A 19,743-nucleotide genomic window follows, 5' to 3' on the forward strand; every position below is an offset into this window, starting at 1 on the left:
TGCCGCTTCCCCGCCAGTCCGGGGCGCGCTATTCGGGTTGCCTTCGGCGGCCACCGGCGGGCACCGGAGCGCCTTCCGCAAGCTCCAGGCTGCGCTACTTGGCGCCTTCCGCGAGCTCCAGGAACTGCTTCTTCCCCGCCAGGTCCTCTTCGGCCTTCTTGACCCGCTTCGGGTCGCCTTCGGCCTTGGCCCGCTCGAGCTTCTCCTCGGCCTCGGCCACCTGCTGCTTCATCTGCAGCAGCAGCGGATTCTCCTCGACCGGGACCTTCCGCCAGGCCGTGTCCATCGCCTCGCGGAGCTTGTCCTCGACGTTGCGCAGCCGCCGCTGCAACTTGGCCTGGTGCTTCCGCGGCACCGGCCCGATCTCGTGCCACGAGCCCTGGATCCTCCGGAACGCCGCCTGCGCGGCCTTCGGGTCGGCGCTGATGTCGAGCGCCTCGGCCTCCCGGAGCAGCTCCTCCTTGGCGGCCTGGTGGGCCTCCAGCTCCGCGTCGCGGGCGCTGAACGCCTCGGAGCGGGCGTTGAAGAAGACGTCCTGGGCGGCCCTGAACCGCTTCCAGGCCTTCTGCTCGGCATCGGGAGCGAGCCGGCCCGCCTCCTTCCACTCCGCCATGAGGGCCTTGAGCCTGTCGGCGGTCGGCCCCCAGTCGGTCGAGGTCGACAGCTCCTCGGCGGCGGCGATGAGCTCTTCCTTCTTGGCGGCGATGACCTTGCGCTCGGCGTCGAGCTGCGAGAAGTAGGCGCCGCGGCGCCGCGTGAAGGCGTCCCGCGCGGCGGCGAACTTCCGCCACAGCTTCTGGTCGGTCTTCCGGTCGACCCCGTGGATCGACTTCCACTCCTCGACCATCTCGCGGAACCGCTGCCCCGAAGCCTTCCAGTGGCTGTCGCGCTGCGAGATCTCCTCGGCCTCGGCCACCAGGGCCTCCTTGGCGGCGATCGCGTCGGCGCGCTCGGCCTCCTTGACGGCCTTGAACTCCTCCACCCGCTCGTCGGCGTGCTTGGACAGTTCGTCCAGCCGCGTCGCCAGCGCGTCCACGTCGCCGACGACGGCCGCCGAGTCCAGCCCCTCCCGGAGCTTGCGAAGCTGCTGGGCCGCCTGCTCCACGTCCGCCGAGTCCGAATTCAATCGGGAGGCGATGAGATCGACTTCGACCACCAGGTCGGCGTACTTCCGCGCGAAGTGCGCGAGCCCCTCGTCGGTGGTGCCGGCCTGCCAGGAACCGACCGCGCGCTCACCGGAGGAGGTTTTCACGTAGACCGTGCCATCGGCGTCGATCCGGCCGAATCGGGTCCAGTCTCCGAGGTCACTCATCGCGGTAATCTCATATCCTTCACGAACTTTGGGGAGTACTCCCCGTACCTTACAGGCCGTACGAACCGGAGAGGTTTTCTGTTGGTCCGAGGAAGCAGCACCCCCACCCTACAGCCGCCGGTCGTCGCCGTGGTAGGCCCCACCGCGGCCGGAAAGACGGCGCTGTCGGTGGCACTGGCCGAGCGGCTCGGCGGAGAGATCGTCAACGCCGATTCGATGCAGCTCTACCGCGGCATGGACATCGGCACCGCCAAGATCACCGCCGCCGAGCGCCGCGGGGTGCCCCACCACGTGTTCGACGTCCTCGAGGTCACCGAGACCGCCGACGTGGTCGCCTACCGCGACCGGGCTCGCGCCGCCGTCGCCGGCATCCGCGAGCGCGGCAACCGCCCGATCCTGGTGGGCGGCTCGGGCCTGTACGTCCAGGCCGCGCTGGACGAGATGGACTTCCCGGGCACCGACCCGGCGGTGCGGGGCCGCCTGGAGGCCGAGCTCGAACGCGTCGGGTCGGCGGCGCTGTGGGAGCGGCTGCGCGAGACCGACCCGGATGCGGCCCGGGCGATCCTGCCGTCCAACGGCCGCCGCATCGTCCGCGCCCTGGAGGTGGTGGAGCTGACCGGTTCGTTCACCGCGAGCCTCCCGGAGGCGCCCCGGCCCCACTTCGAGGCGGTCCGCATCGGCGTCGACCTCGACACCGCCGCCCTGGACGAGCGCATCGAGCACCGCGTGCGGTCGATGTGGGAGGGCGGACTGGTCGAGGAGGTCCGCGCCCTGGAGGCCGAGGGCCTGCGGGAGGGCCGAACCGCCTCCCGCGCCCTGGGCTACCAGCAGGTGCTGGCCCACCTCGCCGGCGAGTACGACGAGCGGGAGGCCTTCCGCCGCACCGTCCAGGGCACCCGCCGGTTCGTGCGCCGCCAGCGCTCCTGGTTCAAAAGGGACGGCCGCATCGAATGGTTCGATGCGGCCGACCCGGATCTGGTCGAGCGGGCGGTCAGACTCGCGGCTTCGGGCTCTTGGTGAGGGTCGGGTCGGTCAGCGCGACCGGCTCGAACAGCTCGTCGATCTTGGCCATGACGTCGGCGTCGAGCTTGACGCCGATGGCCTTGACGTTCTCCTTGAGCTGCTCGGGGCGGGAGGCGCCGATGATCGCGGCCGACACGTTCGAGTGCTGGAGCACCCAGGCCAGGCTGAGCTGCGCGGTGGTCAGGCCGACCTCCTCGGCGATGGGACCGAGGCGCTGGACGCGCTCGAGGACGTCGTCGTTCATCCAGTTCTCGACGAAGCGGCCGTACTTGGGGTCGGCGGCGCGCGAGCCCTCGGGGGCGGGCTGCCCGGGCCGGTACTTGCCGGTGAGGGTGCCGCCGGCGAGCGGCGACCACACGATCTGGCCGATGCCGAGCTCCTCGCAGGCGGGGACGACCTCCTCCTCGATGACCCGCCACAGGATCGAGTACTGCGGCTGGCTGGAGACCAGTTGGATCTTCAGGTCCTGGGCGAGGGCGTGGGCGCGGCGGATCTGGTCGGCGGTCCACTCGCTGACGCCGATGTAGTGGGCCTTGCCGGCGTGGACGATGTCCGCGAACGCCTGCATGGTCTCCTCGAGCGGCGTCTCGTGGTCGTAGCGGTGGGCCTGCAGGAGCTCGACGCGGTCGGTCTGGAGCCGCCGCAGCGAGTTGTCGATGGCCTCCTTGACGTGCTTGGCCGACAGGCCGCGATCGTTCTTGCCCCCGCCCATGGGCCAGTAGGTCTTGGTGAAGATCTCGATGCCGTCGCGGCGCTCGCCCTTGAGCGCGCGTCCGAGGACCTCCTCGGCGGCGCCGCGGGCGTAGGTGTCGGCGGTGTCGAAGGTGGTGATGCCCTCGTCGAGCGCGGCGCGGACGCAGGCGATCGCGGCGTCCTCCTCCACCTGCCCGCCGTGGGTGATCCAGTTGCCGTAGACGAGTTCGGAAATGACGAGGCCGGAGCGGCCGAGGTGACGAAACTCCATGGCGACGAGCCTACCGGCCGCGCGGCAAGTGTCAACGACGGAAACCTCACAAGCCCACAGGCGCCCGTCCGCTCACAGCGGTCCGTCGTCGATCGATACGGCCGCGTCCAGCGACCGGACCGCCTCGGCCCGGTCGGCGCGGGGCGGTAGCAGCTCGTGGCCGTCGAGCCCGAACGTGCCCCAGGTGAAGCCGTCCAAGGTGACCAGGAACCCGGCCGGGTGCACCAGGACCTGCTGGAACTGGGGGGCGACGATGACGCGTCCGGAGCGGTGGACGACGCCGGCGCGGCCCTGCTGGGCGGCCACGGCCACGCCGCCGACGAACCCGGTGACGGTCCGGCCGTCGGCGGTGGTGGTGTCGAGCGAGCTGTAGACCAGCGGGACCACGACGGTGCCGCTGCGGTCGATCGCGCCCCAGTCGGCCTGGCAGACGGCCGCCACGCCGCCGCGGAAATCGCCGGCCTGGCTGAAGGCGGCCTTGATGACGGGCCGTTCGTCCGGCCCGAGGTAGCCCCACCGGCCGGTCTGCGGGTCCTGGAACCGTTCGGGCGCGGGGTGCCCGGCGCGTTCGCCCCAGGACCGGGGCGGGGGTCCGAACCCGGCGCCGGCGGCCCAGTCCTCGGCCAGGCCCAGGCCGGTCTCGACGATCTGCATCACGAAGCCGTGCGAGTTGTACTCGCTGGCGCGCTGCAGGTGGATGAGGGCCTCGGTGACCCGCCCCTGGGCCAGGCACGACAGGGCGGCGTAGGCGCGGACGGCGCCGGTCAGGGTCTTGGGCACCTCGCCGGCCTCGGCCAGCGCGAACAGTTGGTCGGCCTCCTCGAAGCGGCCCTGGACGCGCAGTACCTGCCCGTGGCGGGCGCGGGCGGGGGCCAGCAGCAGGTCGGCGCCGACCGCTTCGGCGTATTTGACCGCGGCGGCGGCGTCGACTTCGGCGCTTTCGAAGTCGCCGAGCACGCGCATCACGACCGCGCGGATGCCCAGCAGCCGCGACTGGTCGGCCTCGGCCGGGTGGCGGCCGATGCGCTGGGTGGCCTCTTCGCGGATCTGCTGGAGGGCGACGGTGTCGGCGATGCCGTGGCGCATGGTGGCGCGGTCGAGCGGTCCGAGGGCGCGCACCAGCCCGGCTCGCAGGTCCGCCGCGACATCCACCACGTTGACTACTTTCACGAGGTCACTGAGGGTTACGACAATCAGATTAAGCCATCGCCGACCCTGAAGCGAGGTCGGCGACGGCTTGGCGCGGTCCGGGCTACTTGACTACTCGGCCGAGGTCTTCCTCGGTGGCCTTGTAGCTCATCCGTATGCGCGGGTTGCGCATGGAGCGGAACATGATCGACCGCTGGACGGCGTACCAGTACAGGCCGCCGAACTTCCGGCCCGTCTGCGGGAACCGCTTGTTGACCAGGCGTTTGACCTTGCGGCAGAGGAAGTACGAGTCGACGGCCAGGCCGACCATCATCGCCACCCACGCCACCATGAGGATGCCGGCGGCGTAGGGGACGACGTTCGTGGCCAGCAGCAGCACCATGGTGATCGCGAAGAAGTACTGGGCGACCGTGCGCCGGGAGTCGACGATGTCGCGCACCAGCAGCCGCTCGGGTCCGCGGTCGCGCGCCAGGTGGTACTTGTCGAAGAGGGGGTCGCCCTTCCACTGGCCCTCGGCGATGCGGGCGCGTTCGCGCCGCATGTCGGCCTTGGCCTGGCGTTTCTGGTCCTTGGAGAGTTTGGTGCCCGACTGCTTCGCCTGCCGGCGTTTCTCCTTGTAGGACATCGGAGGGTTGGCCGGCGGGCGCGGTTTGGCCTGCTTGGGCCGTTTCGGGGTGGGCTTCCCCTTTTTCTCGGTGGCGGCGGCCGGGGCGTCCGCCTTCGGCGGCGCTTGCGGGCCGTCAATCTGACCGGCGGACTTCTTCCCCACGGGGCGCTCGACCTTCCTTTGCTCGCGACGGGTGCTGCCAACCAGCATACCGACCCCGTTTAGGCGTCGGCAGGCGTCGGCTCACGGGTGCGCTCGAGGGCCGGGCGCTCGATCTTGGCGCCCAGGCCGCGCAGTTTGTCCTCGAAGTTCTCGTAGCCGCGGGTGATGTACCGGTCGACGCCGTAGACCCGGGAGGTCCCCTCGGCGGCGAGCGCGGCGATCAGGTGGCTGAAGCCGGCGCGGAGGTCGGGGATGCGCAGTTCGGCGGCGTGGAGCTTGGTGGGTCCGGCGATGACGGCCGAGTGCAGGAAGTTGCGGCGGCCCCACCGGCAGGGGGCGCCGCCGAGGCAGTCGGAGTACAGCTCGATGCCGGCGCCCATCTGCCGCAGCTCGGAGGTGTATCCGAGCCGGTTCTCATAGACCGTCTCGTGCATGATCGACAGGCCGTCGGCCTGCGTGAGAGCGACGACGATCGGCTGCTGCCAGTCGGTCATCAGGCCGGGGTGGACGTCGGTTTCGAGGGCGACGGGTTTGAGCGGGCCGCCGGGGTGCCAGAAGCGGATCCCGCCTTCGAGCGGGTCGTCGTCGACGTCGTAGGCGCCGCCGATGGAGCGGAATACGTTGAGGAAGGTCATCATGTCGGCCTGGTTGGAGCCGCGGACGAAGACGTTGCCGCCGGTGGCCAGGGCCGCCGAGGCCCAGGAGGCGGCCTCGATGCGGTCGGGCAGGGGGCGGTGGCTGTAGCCGCCGAGGGCGCCGACGCCGACGACCTCGATGACCCGGTTGGTGTGGACCTTGATGATGGCGCCCATCTTCTGGAGCACGCAGATGAGGTCCATGATCTCGGGTTCGATGGCGGCGTTGCGCAGCTCGGTGGTGCCTTCGGCGGTGACGGCGGTGAGCAGGACCTGCTCGGTGGCGCCGACGGAGGGGAAGTCGAGTTCGTAGCGGATCCCGTGGAGACCGTCGGGGGCCGACAGGTGGGTGCCTTCGGGGGTCTTGTCGACGACGGCGCCGAACTGGCGGAGGGCCTCGAGGTGGAAGTCGATGGGGCGGCCGCCGATGTTGCAGCCGCCGAGGTCGGGGATGAAGGCGTGGCCGAGGCGGTGGAGGAGGGGGCCGCAGAACAGGATCGGGATGCGGCTGGTGCCGGCGTGCACGTTGATCTCGTCGACGCCGGCCTGGCCGACCGAGGTCGGATCCATGTAGAGGGTGTCGCCGTCGAGGTCGACGTCGACGCCGTGGACGCGCAGGAGCCCGGTGACGACCTCGACGTCGCGGATGGCGGGGACCCCGCGCAGCACCGAGGGGGAGTTTCCGAGGAGTGCGGCCACCATTGCCTTGGAGACGAGATTCTTGGCGCCTCTGACGGTGACTTCGCCTTCGAGGGGTGTCCCGCCGTGGATCATCAGCATGTCTTCGGGGGTGGACGCGGTGCCGCTCAACAGCTCTCCTCAGTGGGTGGATCAACCGGGATCGTCGCCCAACAATAACGGCCGTGTTAAGGGAAAAACTCCCAGGTAGCGGCGTAACACACGGTGATTGTGCTAACCACGCGCGGGTGTGACGCCGCGGCTCCGATACGTGCCGGGAGGAGCAGGCTTGCACCCGGGACTCTACGCGATCCGGTGCCGCGAGGGGCCGGGGAGGTCGCCGACGCAACCGGGCGATCCTATAGGAAATAGGATATATCCTATAGGAACGAGCCCGCCTCGCCCGCTACGGGAGCTCGAGCATCCGGTCGAGGGCCGCCCGGGCGTGCTTCGAGGTCGCCGGGTCCACAGTGATCTGATTCGGCACCCGGCCGGCCACGAGCTCCTCCAAGGCCCACACCAGGTGCGGCAGGTCGATCCGGTTCATCGTGGAGCAGAAGCAGACCGTCCGGTCCAGGAACGAGATGTCCTTGTCCGGGTAGCGGTTCGCCAAGCGCCGCACCAGGTTCAGCTCGGTGCCGATCGCCCACGAGGTCCCGGGCTCGGCCGCGTCGAGGGTCCTGATGATGTACTCGGTCGAGCCGACGTAGTCGGCGGCCTCCACCACCTCGTGGACGCATTCGGGGTGGACCAGGATGTTCACCTCGGGGTCGAGGCGGCGCATCTCCTCGACCGAGTCGAGGGTGAACCGCCCGTGCACCGAGCAGTGGCCCTTCCACAGGATGATCCTGGCATCGCGCAGCTCGGCGTCGGTCAGGCCGCCGCCGGGCTTGTGCGGGTTGTACACCGCGCAGTCGTCGAGGCCGAAGCCCATGTCCCGGACCACGGTGTTGCGGCCCAGGTGCTGGTCGGGCAGGAACAGGACCTTCCGGCCGCGCTCGTAGGCCCACCGCAGCGCCCGCTCGGCGTTCGAGGAGGTGCACACCACCCCGCCCTCGCGGCCGACGAAGCCCTTGATGGCGGCCGAGGAGTTCATGTACGTCATCGGGACCGTCGTCTCGGCGATCCCGGCCCGCGCGAGGTCCTCCCAGCACTGCTCGACCTGCGCGCCGGTGGCCATGTCGGCCATCGAGCACCCGGCGGCCAGGTCGGGCAGGATCACCTTCTGGTGGTCGCCGGTGAGGATGTCGGCGCTCTCGGCCATGAAGTGGACGCCGCAGAACACGATGTACTCGGCTCCGGGCCGGGCCGCGGCCTGCTGGGCGAGTTTGAACGAGTCGCCGGTGACGTCGGCGAACTGGATGACCTCGTCGCGCTGGTAGTGGTGGCCCAGGACGAACAGGTCCTCGCCGAGGGCCTCCTTGGCGGCCCGGGCGCGCTCGACCAGCTCCGGGTCGCTGGGCTCGGGCAGCTCCCCGGGACAGTCGACGCCGCGCTCGGATTCGGGGTCGCTTCCCCTGCCGAGCAGCAGGAGCGCGGTCTGGGTGGGAGCAGGTTCGTTGAAGCCCGTCATGCGATCGATTCTTGCACGTTTCGATCACGTTCTGCGACTTCACGCGGCAAGCGGTTACCTCCTGGTTCCGGGCATCGTCTAGGCTTTCGGTGTGCGCATCCTCATAGCTCCCGACAAGTTCGCCGGCACCCTGACCGCCGCCGAGGCCGCCGCGGCGATCGCCGACGGGTGGCGACGCGCCCGGCCCGAGGCCGAAACCGTCGCCCTGCCCCTCGCCGACGGCGGGCCCGGCTTCATCGACGTGCTGGAGGCGGCCGTCCCCGGCGCGGAGCGCCGCACCGCCCTGAGCTGCGGCCCGCTCGGACGCACCGTCCACGCCGACTACCTCCGCGTCGGCGGCACCGCCTACATCGAGTCGGCCGCCGCCTGCGGACTCCACCTGCTGGCCCCCGCCGAGCGCGACCCGTCCCGCACCACCACCTACGGCCTGGGCCTGATCATCGCCCACGCCGTCGAGACCGGCGCCCGGCGCGTGGTGGTGGGCCTGGGCGGCTCGGCCACCAACGACGCCGGCGCCGGCATGCTCACCGCCCTCGGCTACACCTGCCGCGACCTGGCCGGCGAGGCCCTGCCCTACGGCGGCGCGGCCCTGGCCTCCTGCACCTCGATCGACGGCGACCCCCGCACCCGCGGGGTCGAGTTCGTCGCCGCCTCCGACGTCGACTCGCCCCTGCTCGGCCCCCACGGGGCGACCTACATGTTCGGGCCCCAGAAGGGCGCCGGCGAGGCCGACCTGCCGGTCCTGGAGGCGGCGCTCGGCAACTTCGCCGAGGTCGCCGAGCGCGACCTGGGCCCGGCCGGGGCCTCGTCCTGGCCGGGCGCCGGTGCCGCCGGCGGCCTGGGCCTGGCGCTCTTCCTGCTCGGCGGCCGCCGCGAATCCGGCGCGAGGCTCACCTGCGAGGCCGTCGGCCTCGACGAGGCCATCGCCGCGGCCGACCTGGTCGTCACCGGGGAGGGATCCTTCGACGGCCAGAGCCTGCGCGGCAAGCTCGCCGCCGAGGTCGCCGATGGTGCGCGGGCTCACGGCAAGCCCTGCCTGGTGCTCGCCGGCAGGTCGGACCTCGGCGAGCACCCGCGGCTGGCGGGCGTCCACTCGGTCGCCGACCTGGTCGGGGGCGTCGAGGCCGCCATGCGGGCCCCGCGCGAGGGCCTGGCGGCTCTGGCCGAGTCGGTCGCCGGTGAGTGGAAGTAGGCTCGGGAATACTGACGAGCTCGGAGCTGTTGGGTACTGTTGACAACTCGAATACCGATCGACGCAGTTGATCCCAACTCAGCAGGAGGACCCACCAGTGAGCGCCACTCAGCAGGCCGAGGAAGCCAAGGACACCGCCGCCACAGGCGTTGTGCTCACGGACGCGGCCGCCGAAAAAGTCAAGGCCCTGATCGAGCAGGAGGGCGAGGAGGGCCTGGCCCTGCGCGTGGAGGTCAGCCCCGGCGGTTGCTCGGGTCTGCGCTACGGCCTGTACTTCGACACCGACCGGCGCGAGGGCGACGTCGTCCAGCCTTACGGGGGCTTCGAGGTCATCGTCGACCGGATGAGCGTGCCCTACCTGATGGGCGCCAGCATCGATTTCGCCGACCGCATCGACGCCCAGGGGTTCACCATCGACAACCCCAACGCACAGGGCTCCTGCGCCTGCGGCGACTCCTTCCACTAAAGTTTCCGGCGAAACTCCGGCAGCCCGGCCGAAAACACCCATAGCGTGTGTTCTCGGCCGGGCTTCATTTTCGTGCGCGCAAGCCGCGTGCTGTCTGCTTGGCTCTTCTCCTGCGAGGTCCCGTTCATGAAGACCGCCGTCACCGGCTCCACCGCGCCCGAGATCGCTTACGGCATCCGCCGACTGGGCGGGGAGCCGATCACGCTCGAGTCGGGCGAGACCGACCTCATCGACGTCATGGAGCGCACCGGCCCGCTGGGTCTGGTCCACATCGGCGCCGACGAGCCCAAGGCGATGCTCTCGCTCGCCGAGCAGTGCCGCGAACTCGACCTCGAGTTCAGCGCCGACCCGACCGGCCTGGAGGGCGGCGAGGCGGTCGAATTCATCGGGGGCGCGAAGTTCCTGGTGACCAGCACCGAGGGCTACCAGTTCCTGCAGGCCACCACCGGCCTGGACGACGACGGGATCCTGTCCGAGGTCCGCGTCCGGGTCACCGACGAGGACGCCGAGGGCGTCGAGATCGCCGGACACGACATGGACGGCTCCCGCGTGCCCGTCGCCAGGGCGCGCGAGCCGATCGACCCGGCCGGCGTCCACGAGGCGTTCACCGCCGGCCTGCTGGCCTGCCTCGGCTGGGGCATGTCGCTGCGCCGCGCCGCCGAGGTCGGCGGCCAACTGGGCGTGATCGCCTCGGAATCGGTCGGAACCCGCTACTACAGCGTGAATCCCGTCGAATTCGTGCAACGCCTGGAGGAATCGTACGGAGCGGCGGCGGCCGCCGAAGCGTCCGCCTACGTGGTGCCGGATTGAACTCCTGAGTCGTCCCTTTTCTCCCGGACATCATTTGCATCTTGGCCGCGATTCCTTTCAGTGATTTCGCGAAGCTTCCCGCGCCGTTAGGTCTCTTACGGCCGTCCACTGGGTAACGATTTCACAACGGACCCTTACAATCGGCCGCGTTGTGAGACATGGTGTGAGTCATCCCATGACTCAACTCACATCCATGGAGCGACCAGTGAGACGAACTCGTTACGCGGTAGCGACGGGCGCGGCCGCCGCGCTCGCCCTGACCGCCTGCGCCGGCGACGAAAGCGACGTCGACAGCGGCGACGGCGACGGAGGCGGCACCGTCAACATGCAGATCGGTGAAGTCCGCAGCCTGATCCCCGGCGGATCGGGCGAATCCGAGGGCTTCCGGATCATGAAGAACGTCTACGACGGTCTGGTCTACTACGACGCCGAGACCGGCGAACCGGACAACCTGGTCGCCGAGGAGATCACCTCCGAGGACAACCAGACCTGGACGATCCGGATCCAGGAGGGACTGGAGTTCCACAACGGCGAGCCGGTCGACGCCGAGGCGTTCGTCCGAGGTTGGAACCGCGTCGCCTACGGCCCGAACGCGCTGCCGCTGAACTACTTCATGGCGTCGATCGAGGGCTACGACGAGATGAACCCCGACCCGCTCCCCGAGGAGGAGTGGTCCGACCCCGACACGCCCGAGTTCCCCGACGTCGACACCACCGAGCTGTCGGGCCTGACCGTCGTCGACGACCTGACGCTCGAAGTCGAGCTGTCGGCGCCGTTCATCGGCTTTCCCACCATGCTCGGCTACGAGGCGTTCTTCCCGGTCGCGCAGGAGTGCCTCGACGACACCGACGCCTGCGAAGAGCAGCCGATCGGCAACGGCCCGTTCATGTTCGAAGAGCCCTACAACATCCAGAGCGGCGGCACCGCCGTCGCCTGGGACGACTACCAGGGCGACAAGCCGGCCAACATCGACGCCGTCGACTGGACGGTCTACCTCGAAGGATCGGACTGCTGGTCGGACTTCATGACCGGCTCCATCGACGTGTGCCGCCCCACCGCGGCCGACTACGAGCAGGCCCAGAACGACCCGGAGCTGGCCGAACGCCACATCCAGCAGGACGGCACCAGCATCCTGATGCTCGCCTACACGCTCTACGACCCGAAGTTCGAAGACGTCAACCTCCGCCGGGCCCTCTCGGCGGCCATCGACCGCGAAGGCGTCATCACCGTCATCGGCGAGGACCGGGCCAACCCGCTCGACACCTGGGTGCCCGAATCGATCCTCGGCGGCGGCCAGGGCGCCTGCGGCGAGTACTGCGAGTACAACCCCGACCTCGCCAACGACCTCCTCGACGAGGCCGGCGGCTGGCCCGAGGACGAACCGCTCCGCATCTGGGTCAACGACGCCGCCGACAACCTCGACGTCTTCCGCGCCGTCGGCGACTCGATCTCCCAGACGCTCGACATCGAGTACGAGATCGTCCCCATGGAGTGGACCGACTTCCTGGCCGAGCGCGAGGCGCAGTCCCTCGACGGCCCGTTCCGCTCGGGCTGGGGACCGGACTACAACCTGAACGAGAACTACCTCGACCCGATCTACGGCGGCGGTGCCCGCGTCAACCACCAGGGATACGAGAGCGAGGAGTACCAGGCCAAGATGGACGAGGCCGCCGCGGCCGACACCCTCGACGAGGCCGTCGGCCTCTACCAGGAGGCCGAGCAGATCCTCGCCGAGGACATGCCGAGCGCCCCGATCTGGGTCGACCAGGTCAACTACTACTACAGCGAGCGCGTGGACAACGTCATCGTCCACCCGATCTACTCCGGCCCCGGCGGTGACGCGGAACTCCGCGACATCGAGGTAGTCGAGTAGCCGGAACCTACGACGGGCAGCGGGCGGGCCACGGGCCCGCCCGCAGCTCTGGAACTGGAAGACAATGGGACGCTACGTAATACGGCGCCTGCTCCAGGGACTGCTGACGCTGTTCATCACGCTGTTCCTGCTGCACTACCTCATGGCGCTCTCGGTGCAGATCCGCGGCAACCCCGCCCTGCTGTTCTTCGGCGGCGAACGCACGCCCGACCCCGCCATGCTCGCCCAGGTCGAACGCCTCTACGGCCTCGACGACGCCTGCTACGACCGGACCGGCGACCCCTGCCTGGCCCCCTTCGTCGAACGCATGCAGAACTACGCCCGCGGCGACTTCGGCACCACGCTCACCGGCAACCAAGACGTCGGCGAACTGCTCGCCATCTGGATCCCCAACACCCTGCGCCTGTTCATCTTCGCCACCATCACCCTGGTGACGCTGTCGATGATCCTGGGCACCTGGGCCGCCCGCCACCACGGCAGGTTCGTCGACCACTCGGTGCGCGGCACCACCATCCTGATCGACTCCGTACCGGTCTTCCTGGTCCTGCTGGCCTACGTCTACATCATCGCCGTACCCCTCACCAACTGGGCACGCGGCATATGGGGCGACGAATCGTTCATGGGCCAACTGTTCAGACCCAGCTACAGCGCCGACTACCCCTGGGTCACGATCATTATCCCCGGCATCATCGTCGGCACCGTGGGACTGGCGACCCTCACCCGCCTAGTGAGGGCCAGCCAGCTCGAGAACCTCGGCTCGGACTACGTCCGCACCGCCAAAGCCAAGGGACTCAAGAGAATGCGCATCACCGTCGTACACGTGGTGCGCAACTCCATGATCCCCATCGTCACCGGAGTCGGCTACACCTTCGCCTACATGCTCTCGGGCGCGGTGCTCACCGAAGGCGTCATGGGCATCCCGGGCATGGGCCGCATGATCTTCCAAGCCGTGCAGCGCCAGGAGACGAACCTCGTCATCGTCGGCCTGACCGCCAGCGCCGTAGTCGTCATCACCGTGACCATGATCGTCGACCTCCTGTACGCCGCACTCGACCCGAGGATCCGCTATGAGTGAGTCGCTCAGCTCCGAGGCACCGCAGGCCTCGCTGTGGAAGGACGCCTTCCGCACCATGCGCCGGCGTCCCGACGTCATCCTCGCCGCGCTGATCCTGCTGTTCGTCGCCACCATGGCGGTCTTCCCGACCCTGTTCACCGACAAGGACCCCACCCGGTGCATCGGCCGCGACGCCCGCCAGCGGCCCGACACCTGGTTCCGCGGCGAACACCCGCTCGGCACCGACGGCTTCGGCTGCGACTTCGCCGCCACCATCGTCCACGGCACCCGCCCGACGATCGCGCTGGCGGTGACCGTCATCGTCTTCTCGATCCTGATCGGCCTCACCCTCGGCATCCTGTCGGGCTACTACGGCGGCTGGGTCGACGCGATCATCTCCCGCGCACTCGACGTCTTCATCGTCATCCCCCTGATGATGGGCGCGATCCTCCTGCTGAGCCTGTTCCGCGGCCGCGGCTCCTCCGGCGGTCTGCTGGAGACGGTCGGCCCGCCGGCACTCGCGCTCACCCTGTTCGGATGGATGGAGTTCTGCCGCTACACGCGCGCGGTCTCGATCGAGACCAAGAACCTCGACTACGTCACCGCCGCCCGCTGCCTGGGCGCCAAGGACCGCCGGATCATGTTCCGCCACGTCCTGCCGAACGCGGTCGTCCCGGTGACCGCGGTCGTGCCGACCACCCTCGGCTCCATCATCGTCGCCGAATCCGCGCTCGCCGTCCTCGGCGTGGGCGTGCAGCCCCCGGCCACCAGTTGGGGCGTGCTGCTGGCCAAGGGCACCGAATGGGCCGGCGGCGGCTACATCTACCTGTTCGGCCTGCCTCTGGTGCTGCTGATCCTGACCGTGTTCGCGTTCGCGACCATCGGCGACGCCCTGCGCGACGCCCTCGACCCGAAGCTGAGGTGACCCGAGTGGCACAGACACTCCGCGTCGTCGGCGACACCCTGCCGGGCGCCGACATGAACGCCCCGCTGCTCGAGGTCGAAGACCTCCAGGTCGAGTTCGCCGTCCGCGGCTCCCGGATCCCGGCCGTCAGAGGCGCGACCTTCGCGGTCGAACAGGGCCAGACCCTCGCGATCGTCGGCGAGTCCGGCTCGGGCAAGTCGGTGACCTCCCAGGCGGTCATGGGCATCCTCGACTCGCCCCCGGGCCACATCACCGGCGGCGAGGTGCGCCTCCACGGCGTCGACCTGCTCCAGCAGGACGCCGAGACCCGCCGCACGGTCCGGGCCAACCACATCGGCATGGTCTTCCAGGACGCCCTGTCGGCGCTGAACCCGCTGTGGTCGGTCGGATTCCAGATCGGGGAGCTGTTCCGGATGCACCGCGGCACCAGCCGCAAGGACGCCAAACTGAAGGCGATCGAACTGCTCGACCTGGTCGGCATCCCCGACGCGAAGAACCGGGTGGGCCAGTACCCGCACCAGTTCTCCGGCGGGATGCGCCAACGGGTCATGATCGCCATGGCCCTCGCGCTCGACCCCGAGGTCCTCATCGCCGACGAACCGACCACCGCCCTGGACGTGACCGTGCAGGCGCAGATCATGAGGCTGCTGAGACAGATCCAGGAAGACCGCGACATGGGCCTGATCCTCATCACCCACGACCTGGGCGTGGTCGCCGACGTGGCCGACGAGGTGGCGGTCATGTACGCCGGCCGGATCATGGAGCAGGCGGGGATCCACCAGATCTTCGAGCGGCCGGCCAACCCGTATACCAAGGCGCTGCTGAAGGCCATCCCACGGGTCGACACGCTCGGCCAGGAGCTGGAGGTCATCTCCGGGCTCCCGCCCAACCCCGGGGCGCTGCCGGGCGGGTGCTCGTTCCACCCCCGCTGCTGGGCCGCCGAGGACAAGTGCTCGATCGAGGACCCGCCCTACGAAACGGTGGCCACCGGCCACCGCAGCCGCTGCCACTTCGCCGAGGAGGTCTACCGCGATGAACGCTGAACTGGGCCAGGAGCACGCCGCCGAACCCGTGCTCGAGGCGACCGACGTGGTCAAGCACTACCCGATCCAGCGCGGCATCGTCATCAAGCGGACCATCGGGCACGTGCAGGCGGTCGACGGGGTCGACCTGAAGCTCTACCCGGGCAAGACCATCGGCGTGGTGGGCGAGTCCGGTTCGGGCAAGTCCACCCTCGCCAAGGTCCTGGTGGGCCTGGAGCGGCCGACCTCGGGCTCGGTGAAGGTGCTGGGCAAGGAGATCGGCAACCTCAAGGACCGCCACATCCGACCGGTCAGGCGCGACATCCAGTTGGTGTTCCAGGACCCGTACACCTCCCTGAACCCGCGCATGACCGTCGGCGACATCGTCGCCGAACCGTTCGCGATCCACCAGGACGTGGTACCGAAGAACCAGGTGGGATCCGAAGTGAAGGAGCTGCTGGACCTGGTGGGGTTGAGCCCCGACCACGTCAACCGCTACCCGCACCAGTTCTCGGGCGGGCAGCGGCAGCGCATCGGCATCGCCCGCGCTCTGGCGCTGCGGCCGAAGGTGCTGGTGTGCGACGAGCCGGTGAGCGCGCTGGACGTGTCGATCCAGGGGCAGGTGATCAACCTGCTGGAGCGGCTGCAGGACGAGCTGGGGCTGGCGTACGTGTTCATCGCCCACGACCTGTCAGTGGTGCGCCACATCGCCGACGAGGTGGCGGTGATGTACCTGGGCAAGGTCGTCGAGCACGGGACCGGCGCCGAGATCTACGACCACCCGCGGCACCCTTACACGCAGGCGCTGCTGTCGGCGGTGCCGGTGCCGGACCCCTCACTGCGGGGGCACCGCGAGGAGATCATCCTGCAGGGCGACGTGCCCTCGCCGATCGACCCTCCGTCGGGCTGCCGCTTCCGCACCAGGTGCTGGAAGGCGACCGAGCGGTGCGCCGAGGAGGTGCCGAGCCTTGACGTGGGGAACCACGGCACCCACCCGACCGCCTGCTTCTACGCCGAGGAACGCGACGTGACCCACGCGGTCAAGTAACCGCGGAAGAAAGCCACAGCCGAGGCCGGTCGCGCAGTGACCGGCCCTGAGGTCATCCCACAACGGCGAGGACAAATTAGCACAAGCCAGACTGCTAATCGAACCATAAGGGACGCTGAATAATCGAGGTGAATTGAGACAGAAGAGCCATTCAGTCGATATAGCCAGGAACGATCTCGTCGACATTACCCGGCCAATAATTGTCTACCTGTTCCGCCTTATCCCAAAGAGCCGGTCCTTCTTGACCGTGCGTATAAATTTCCCTCGCCTCTTCCAATTTTCTGGTGCAGTCATTCGCTCCGTCGATAAGTTTTTCAGCAACTTCATCGCATGCCTCGCCATCTGGTACCTCTTTGCTACCCGCAAACTCGATTATTAGTTTGCCGACGGTCCCGGTGATCGGTGACTTCACGTCTCCATCTGTCGTTACCGTGATTGTCGTGTCAACTGCGTTGATTCCTCTGCTGAGGCCTGGAATCGGAATTTCTCCCAGAATCGTCGATCCGGTATACCGCGCCGCAGACTCTGCTCCAGCCGACGGTTCCGGATGGAGCTTAGCCTGCATTTCATTCCAGGCTGTTGCGATATGATTGTACCCCGCGATCATAACCGTGGCCTGCGCAGTTCCCTCGGCCGCTGCCGCTCCCCAGAGATGTGACGTAATTAGTTTGATCTCCGACACTGCATCCTCGATGCGAAACCCGAACTTCTCAAGTGCAACATCAGCGTCGTCTCCATCCCATTCGTCGAATAGATTCCGGATCTTTCGGCACTCGCTTTCGTAATGATCGTCATGGATCGCGACGGCAGCATCGTTCACACTCTCCAATTGTGAGATGAGTTCCTGCATCGCAGGAAGATCACACTGGTCCATGAATTCGTTGTACGCTTCTACGATTCCACCGAATTTATCGTCCATTTTAGTATTGACGGCTTCGTCAATGTCATCATCATCCGACCCATCCGTCCCTTGCCAACTTTGCTGAAAGCTCTCGCCATTGTGGTATTCTTCCGCAACGCTGTTTGGTACCTCTTTCGGCATGAAGAGTTCCAATTTATCGGACCATCGATAGAATCCACTAAGACTGATCTCTTCGTCGATATGGTGAGATTCTTTAACATACCCGCCCCCCATCTCTATGAGCTTCCGGGCTGACCACCATGATCGTAGCTCCTCGTTGTGGGTTCTGAAAACATAATCGCGATAGCGTTGGTACGCTTCTTCTCGGCGATAGCCTTCCAACATTATGGGCTCAAGTTTCTCGAGATTTTCGAGTATGTCATCCTTCTTTGGAGCTGAGTCCAGTTCTCCATCATTGAGTTCACGCTCATCAATTGATTCGTAGCGATCGTCGTCATTCAACCAATCAGTAAAGTCGTCCCACTTATCTGAAGTCCATTCTGTGATGTCATCCCAGAGTCCCATGGTTCCTCCCTCTCAATAGAACGAATTGGATTCAGCCGTTGAGTTCATTCAGATAATGGTTCTCCAGATCTTGATCGAAGACGCTATCTAGGTCGAGGATGTTGTCCTCTTCATCAGCATCATACGAATCGGCTATAGTGGCGAACGTCTCACCCATTGCATTGAGCGTTTCGGGACTCTCCTCAGTGACAGTTACAAACCGATCCCACAGAGTAGTAAAGGCTTCAGAAGCCGGGTTGGGTATAATGCTTTTATTTCTGAATGTTTCGTCGACCAGTGAGTCTGCTTCCGCAGTCCTATTTTTCAAGGTTTCGTAGCTGGCCGCTACCGCCGGGATGGTATCTGTTCCTATTTCACGAATATCTTCTGGGGTATATTGGCGTCCCATTAGGTAAATCAACCTCCATTATTCTAAGGATTGATCTCGAGTTCCGATAACTGTATCGAAACGGTTATTTCTCTTACAGTACGATGCAAGGTCACCAGAATTGCATCAAGAACGCACCAGTGCCCAGCATTGCGCGAGGAGACCGCGATACCAGGGCTTCTCCAAGATACATAGGAGTGTTAACGTGGCGCTTGATGAGGGACGTAACTGAAGCAACGGGATCTTCGTTGACAGGGGTGTTCAAGCGCCCGCCAGTTGAAGCATCCCGTTGCGATACAAGCGTCTCACGCACCATGTATCAATGTCGGTCTTCGCCTCGTGTGACGCCAAGCTTCCCTACTCGCGTTCGCCACACGGGCGTCGGCACTCGCTTTTTAGAGTGGTCGCGACCCTTGCCGGACGCCAGGCGCCGGACGATCTCGGCAATCCACCAGCGGGCGACCGACGCCCCGCACCTCACGTTGGAGGCGCTGGGGCGCGGAAAGATCGGCGTGGTTTACTTCCCGTCCTCGCACGATACGCTGTGCCGGGCGATCGGTGCGGTCTCTCCGCTGAGCCTGGCCGAGTTGGCCGCGAAATACGACAACGGCTGCGATGAGCCCGCCGACCTTTAGCACTGGGCGCTGGACGGCAAGCGGCTGCGCGGCTCGCGCCCCGGCCATCAGAAGATCCTGCTGGTTGCAGTTGGCGCCGGGCGTCAGGTCATCGGCCGGGTGCGGGCCGACGACGGCGAGGGAGATCAGGGCCGGGCGCCCTCTGAGCCGTCGCCGACCCACAGGCCCAGCACGTCCCGCTCGCCGTCCAGGCTGATACCCACCGCGACATAGACCGGCCGGGAGGCCACCGCGCCGTCGCGGGTCCCCCGTAGATGCAGTCGATCATCACCACCGCGTACACCCGGTCCAGCGGACGGCTACGCCACTGGTCGAGCTCGGCGGCGACCGAGTCGGTGACCTTGCTGACCGTCTCCCGTGAGACCTCAGCGCCGTGGATCTCGGCCAGGTGGGCCCGGATATCACCGGTCGTCAGCCCCCCGCGTACAGGCTGAGCACGGCCTCGTCGAACCCGCCGACCCGGCGGTCGTGCCCCGGGACGATCGCCGGATCGAACCGGCCGGCCCAGTCCCGGGGGATGTCCGGCTCGACCGGCCCCACGCCGGTCTGCACGGTCTCCTTCGAGGTGCCGTTGCGGTGGTTGCCCTCCCCGGCCTCAGCCGCACCGGCGCGGTCGCCCTTGACGTAGCCGAGGTGCTCGGTCATCTCGGCCTCAAGTGCGGTCTGGATGACGTTCTTGGTCACCGCCGCCAGCAGCCCGTCCGGACCGGTCAGCTCCAAGCCCTCGGTCCAGGCCCGCTCGACCAGTTCGTCAGCGATCCGCACCTCCAGGCCACCGGCGCTGTTGGAGGTCTCGTTCTCGATCGTGTTGTCGTTCAAAGC

General features: G+C 67.5%; 18 protein-coding genes and 1 pseudogene. 10 read left to right on the plus strand and 9 right to left on the minus strand.

Features of this window, described 5'->3' with window-relative positions; genetic code table 11:
• Nucleotides 1-94 precede the first annotated feature (94 nt).
• Nucleotides 95-1,312, minus strand: a complete 1,218-nt coding sequence (locus tag CUT39_RS12315) for a DUF349 domain-containing protein (RefSeq protein ID WP_100446942.1) — start codon at nucleotides 1,310-1,312, stop codon at nucleotides 95-97.
• On the opposite strand from CUT39_RS12315, the gene miaA reads away from it, so the two are divergent.
• Nucleotides 1,265-2,332: a tRNA (adenosine(37)-N6)-dimethylallyltransferase MiaA gene (gene miaA / locus CUT39_RS12320; RefSeq protein ID WP_408611141.1), complete on the plus strand. Its 1,068-nt coding sequence runs from the start codon at nucleotides 1,265-1,267 to the stop codon at nucleotides 2,330-2,332. The two genes, CUT39_RS12315 and miaA, sit on opposite strands and share 48 nt — an antisense overlap.
• On the opposite strand, the gene CUT39_RS12325 is transcribed toward miaA, so the two are convergent.
• The 5 genes from CUT39_RS12325 to nadA form a co-directional block, all read right to left on the minus strand.
• The gene (locus tag CUT39_RS12325; RefSeq protein WP_100446944.1) at nucleotides 2,304-3,299 is read right to left on the minus strand and encodes an aldo/keto reductase family protein; all 996 of its coding nucleotides are present in this window, start codon (nucleotides 3,297-3,299) and stop codon (nucleotides 2,304-2,306) included. The genes miaA and CUT39_RS12325 overlap by 29 nt on opposite strands.
• A gap of 72 nt (nucleotides 3,300-3,371) precedes the next feature.
• Entirely contained in the window at nucleotides 3,372-4,469 is a 1,098-nt protein-coding gene (locus CUT39_RS12330; protein ID WP_100446946.1) for a WG repeat-containing protein, read from the minus strand.
• Between the two features lie 82 nt (nucleotides 4,470-4,551).
• Nucleotides 4,552-5,217 (minus strand): DUF3043 domain-containing protein, encoded by a 666-nt coding sequence (locus tag CUT39_RS12335; RefSeq protein WP_157930645.1) that lies wholly within the window; start codon nucleotides 5,215-5,217, stop codon nucleotides 4,552-4,554.
• Nucleotides 5,218-5,276: 59 nt separating this feature from the next.
• Nucleotides 5,277-6,632 carry a UDP-N-acetylglucosamine 1-carboxyvinyltransferase gene (gene murA / locus CUT39_RS12340; RefSeq protein WP_100447120.1) on the minus strand — a complete coding sequence of 452 codons (1,356 nt, stop codon included), beginning with the start codon at nucleotides 6,630-6,632 and terminating at the stop codon, nucleotides 5,277-5,279.
• A 304-nt stretch (nucleotides 6,633-6,936) separates the two neighbouring features.
• On the minus strand, nucleotides 6,937-8,103 hold the full coding sequence (nadA, locus tag CUT39_RS12345) for a quinolinate synthase NadA (RefSeq protein ID WP_100446950.1): 1,167 nt from the start codon (nucleotides 8,101-8,103) through the stop codon (nucleotides 6,937-6,939).
• Nucleotides 8,104-8,194: 91 nt separating this feature from the next.
• Here nadA and CUT39_RS12350 point away from each other — a divergent pair, with 91 nt between their 5' ends.
• The 8 genes from CUT39_RS12350 (at nucleotide 8,195) to CUT39_RS12385 (ending at nucleotide 16,493) form a co-directional block, all read left to right on the plus strand.
• Nucleotides 8,195-9,295, plus strand: a complete 1,101-nt coding sequence (locus CUT39_RS12350; RefSeq protein WP_100446952.1) for a glycerate kinase family protein — start codon at nucleotides 8,195-8,197, stop codon at nucleotides 9,293-9,295.
• Nucleotides 9,296-9,392: 97 nt separating this feature from the next.
• Nucleotides 9,393-9,761, plus strand: coding sequence for an iron-sulfur cluster insertion protein ErpA (gene erpA / locus CUT39_RS12355; protein WP_100446954.1), 369 nt, complete (start codon nucleotides 9,393-9,395; stop codon nucleotides 9,759-9,761).
• A 126-nt stretch (nucleotides 9,762-9,887) separates the two neighbouring features.
• A complete protein-coding gene (locus tag CUT39_RS12360; protein ID WP_100446956.1) occupies nucleotides 9,888-10,571 on the plus strand; it encodes a carbohydrate kinase family protein in 684 nt (227 codons plus the stop codon).
• Nucleotides 10,572-10,776: 205 nt separating this feature from the next.
• Nucleotides 10,777-12,444, plus strand: coding sequence for a peptide ABC transporter substrate-binding protein (locus CUT39_RS12365; RefSeq protein ID WP_157930646.1), 1,668 nt, complete (start codon nucleotides 10,777-10,779; stop codon nucleotides 12,442-12,444).
• 64 nt (nucleotides 12,445-12,508) lie between these two features.
• Nucleotides 12,509-13,519: an ABC transporter permease gene (locus CUT39_RS12370; protein WP_100446960.1), complete on the plus strand. Its 1,011-nt coding sequence runs from the start codon at nucleotides 12,509-12,511 to the stop codon at nucleotides 13,517-13,519.
• Nucleotides 13,512-14,423 (plus strand): ABC transporter permease, encoded by a 912-nt coding sequence (locus CUT39_RS12375; protein WP_100446962.1) that lies wholly within the window; start codon nucleotides 13,512-13,514, stop codon nucleotides 14,421-14,423. Before CUT39_RS12370 ends, CUT39_RS12375 begins: the two co-directional genes overlap by 8 nt.
• Before the next feature lie 5 nt (nucleotides 14,424-14,428).
• The gene (locus CUT39_RS12380) at nucleotides 14,429-15,466 is read left to right on the plus strand and encodes an ABC transporter ATP-binding protein (protein ID WP_232805728.1); all 1,038 of its coding nucleotides are present in this window, start codon (nucleotides 14,429-14,431) and stop codon (nucleotides 15,464-15,466) included.
• Nucleotides 15,456-16,493: an ABC transporter ATP-binding protein gene (locus CUT39_RS12385; protein ID WP_100446964.1), complete on the plus strand. Its 1,038-nt coding sequence runs from the start codon at nucleotides 15,456-15,458 to the stop codon at nucleotides 16,491-16,493. The genes CUT39_RS12380 and CUT39_RS12385 overlap by 11 nt, the downstream gene beginning before the upstream one ends.
• Nucleotides 16,494-16,644: 151 nt before the next feature.
• Here CUT39_RS12385 and CUT39_RS20340 read toward each other — a convergent pair whose 3' ends face one another.
• A complete protein-coding gene (locus CUT39_RS20340) occupies nucleotides 16,645-17,919 on the minus strand; it encodes a hypothetical protein (RefSeq protein WP_157930647.1) in 1,275 nt (424 codons plus the stop codon).
• A 31-nt stretch (nucleotides 17,920-17,950) separates the two neighbouring features.
• A complete protein-coding gene (locus tag CUT39_RS20345; RefSeq protein ID WP_157930648.1) occupies nucleotides 17,951-18,307 on the minus strand; it encodes a hypothetical protein in 357 nt (118 codons plus the stop codon).
• A gap of 392 nt (nucleotides 18,308-18,699) precedes the next feature.
• Here CUT39_RS20345 and CUT39_RS12390 point away from each other — a divergent pair, with 392 nt between their 5' ends.
• Nucleotides 18,700-18,921, plus strand: a complete 222-nt coding sequence (locus CUT39_RS12390; RefSeq protein WP_100446966.1) for a PI-PLC domain-containing protein — start codon at nucleotides 18,700-18,702, stop codon at nucleotides 18,919-18,921.
• A gap of 131 nt (nucleotides 18,922-19,052) precedes the next feature.
• On the opposite strand, the pseudogene CUT39_RS21225 reads toward CUT39_RS12390, so the two are convergent.
• Nucleotides 19,053-19,692 (minus strand): annotated as a pseudogene (locus tag CUT39_RS21225) (IS256 family transposase); the annotation flags it as partial.
• Nucleotides 19,693-19,743 lie beyond the last annotated feature (51 nt).

This window comes from Glycomyces xiaoerkulensis, from assembly GCF_002798405.1.
Lineage (GTDB): Bacteria > Actinomycetota > Actinomycetes > Mycobacteriales > Micromonosporaceae > Glycomyces > Glycomyces xiaoerkulensis.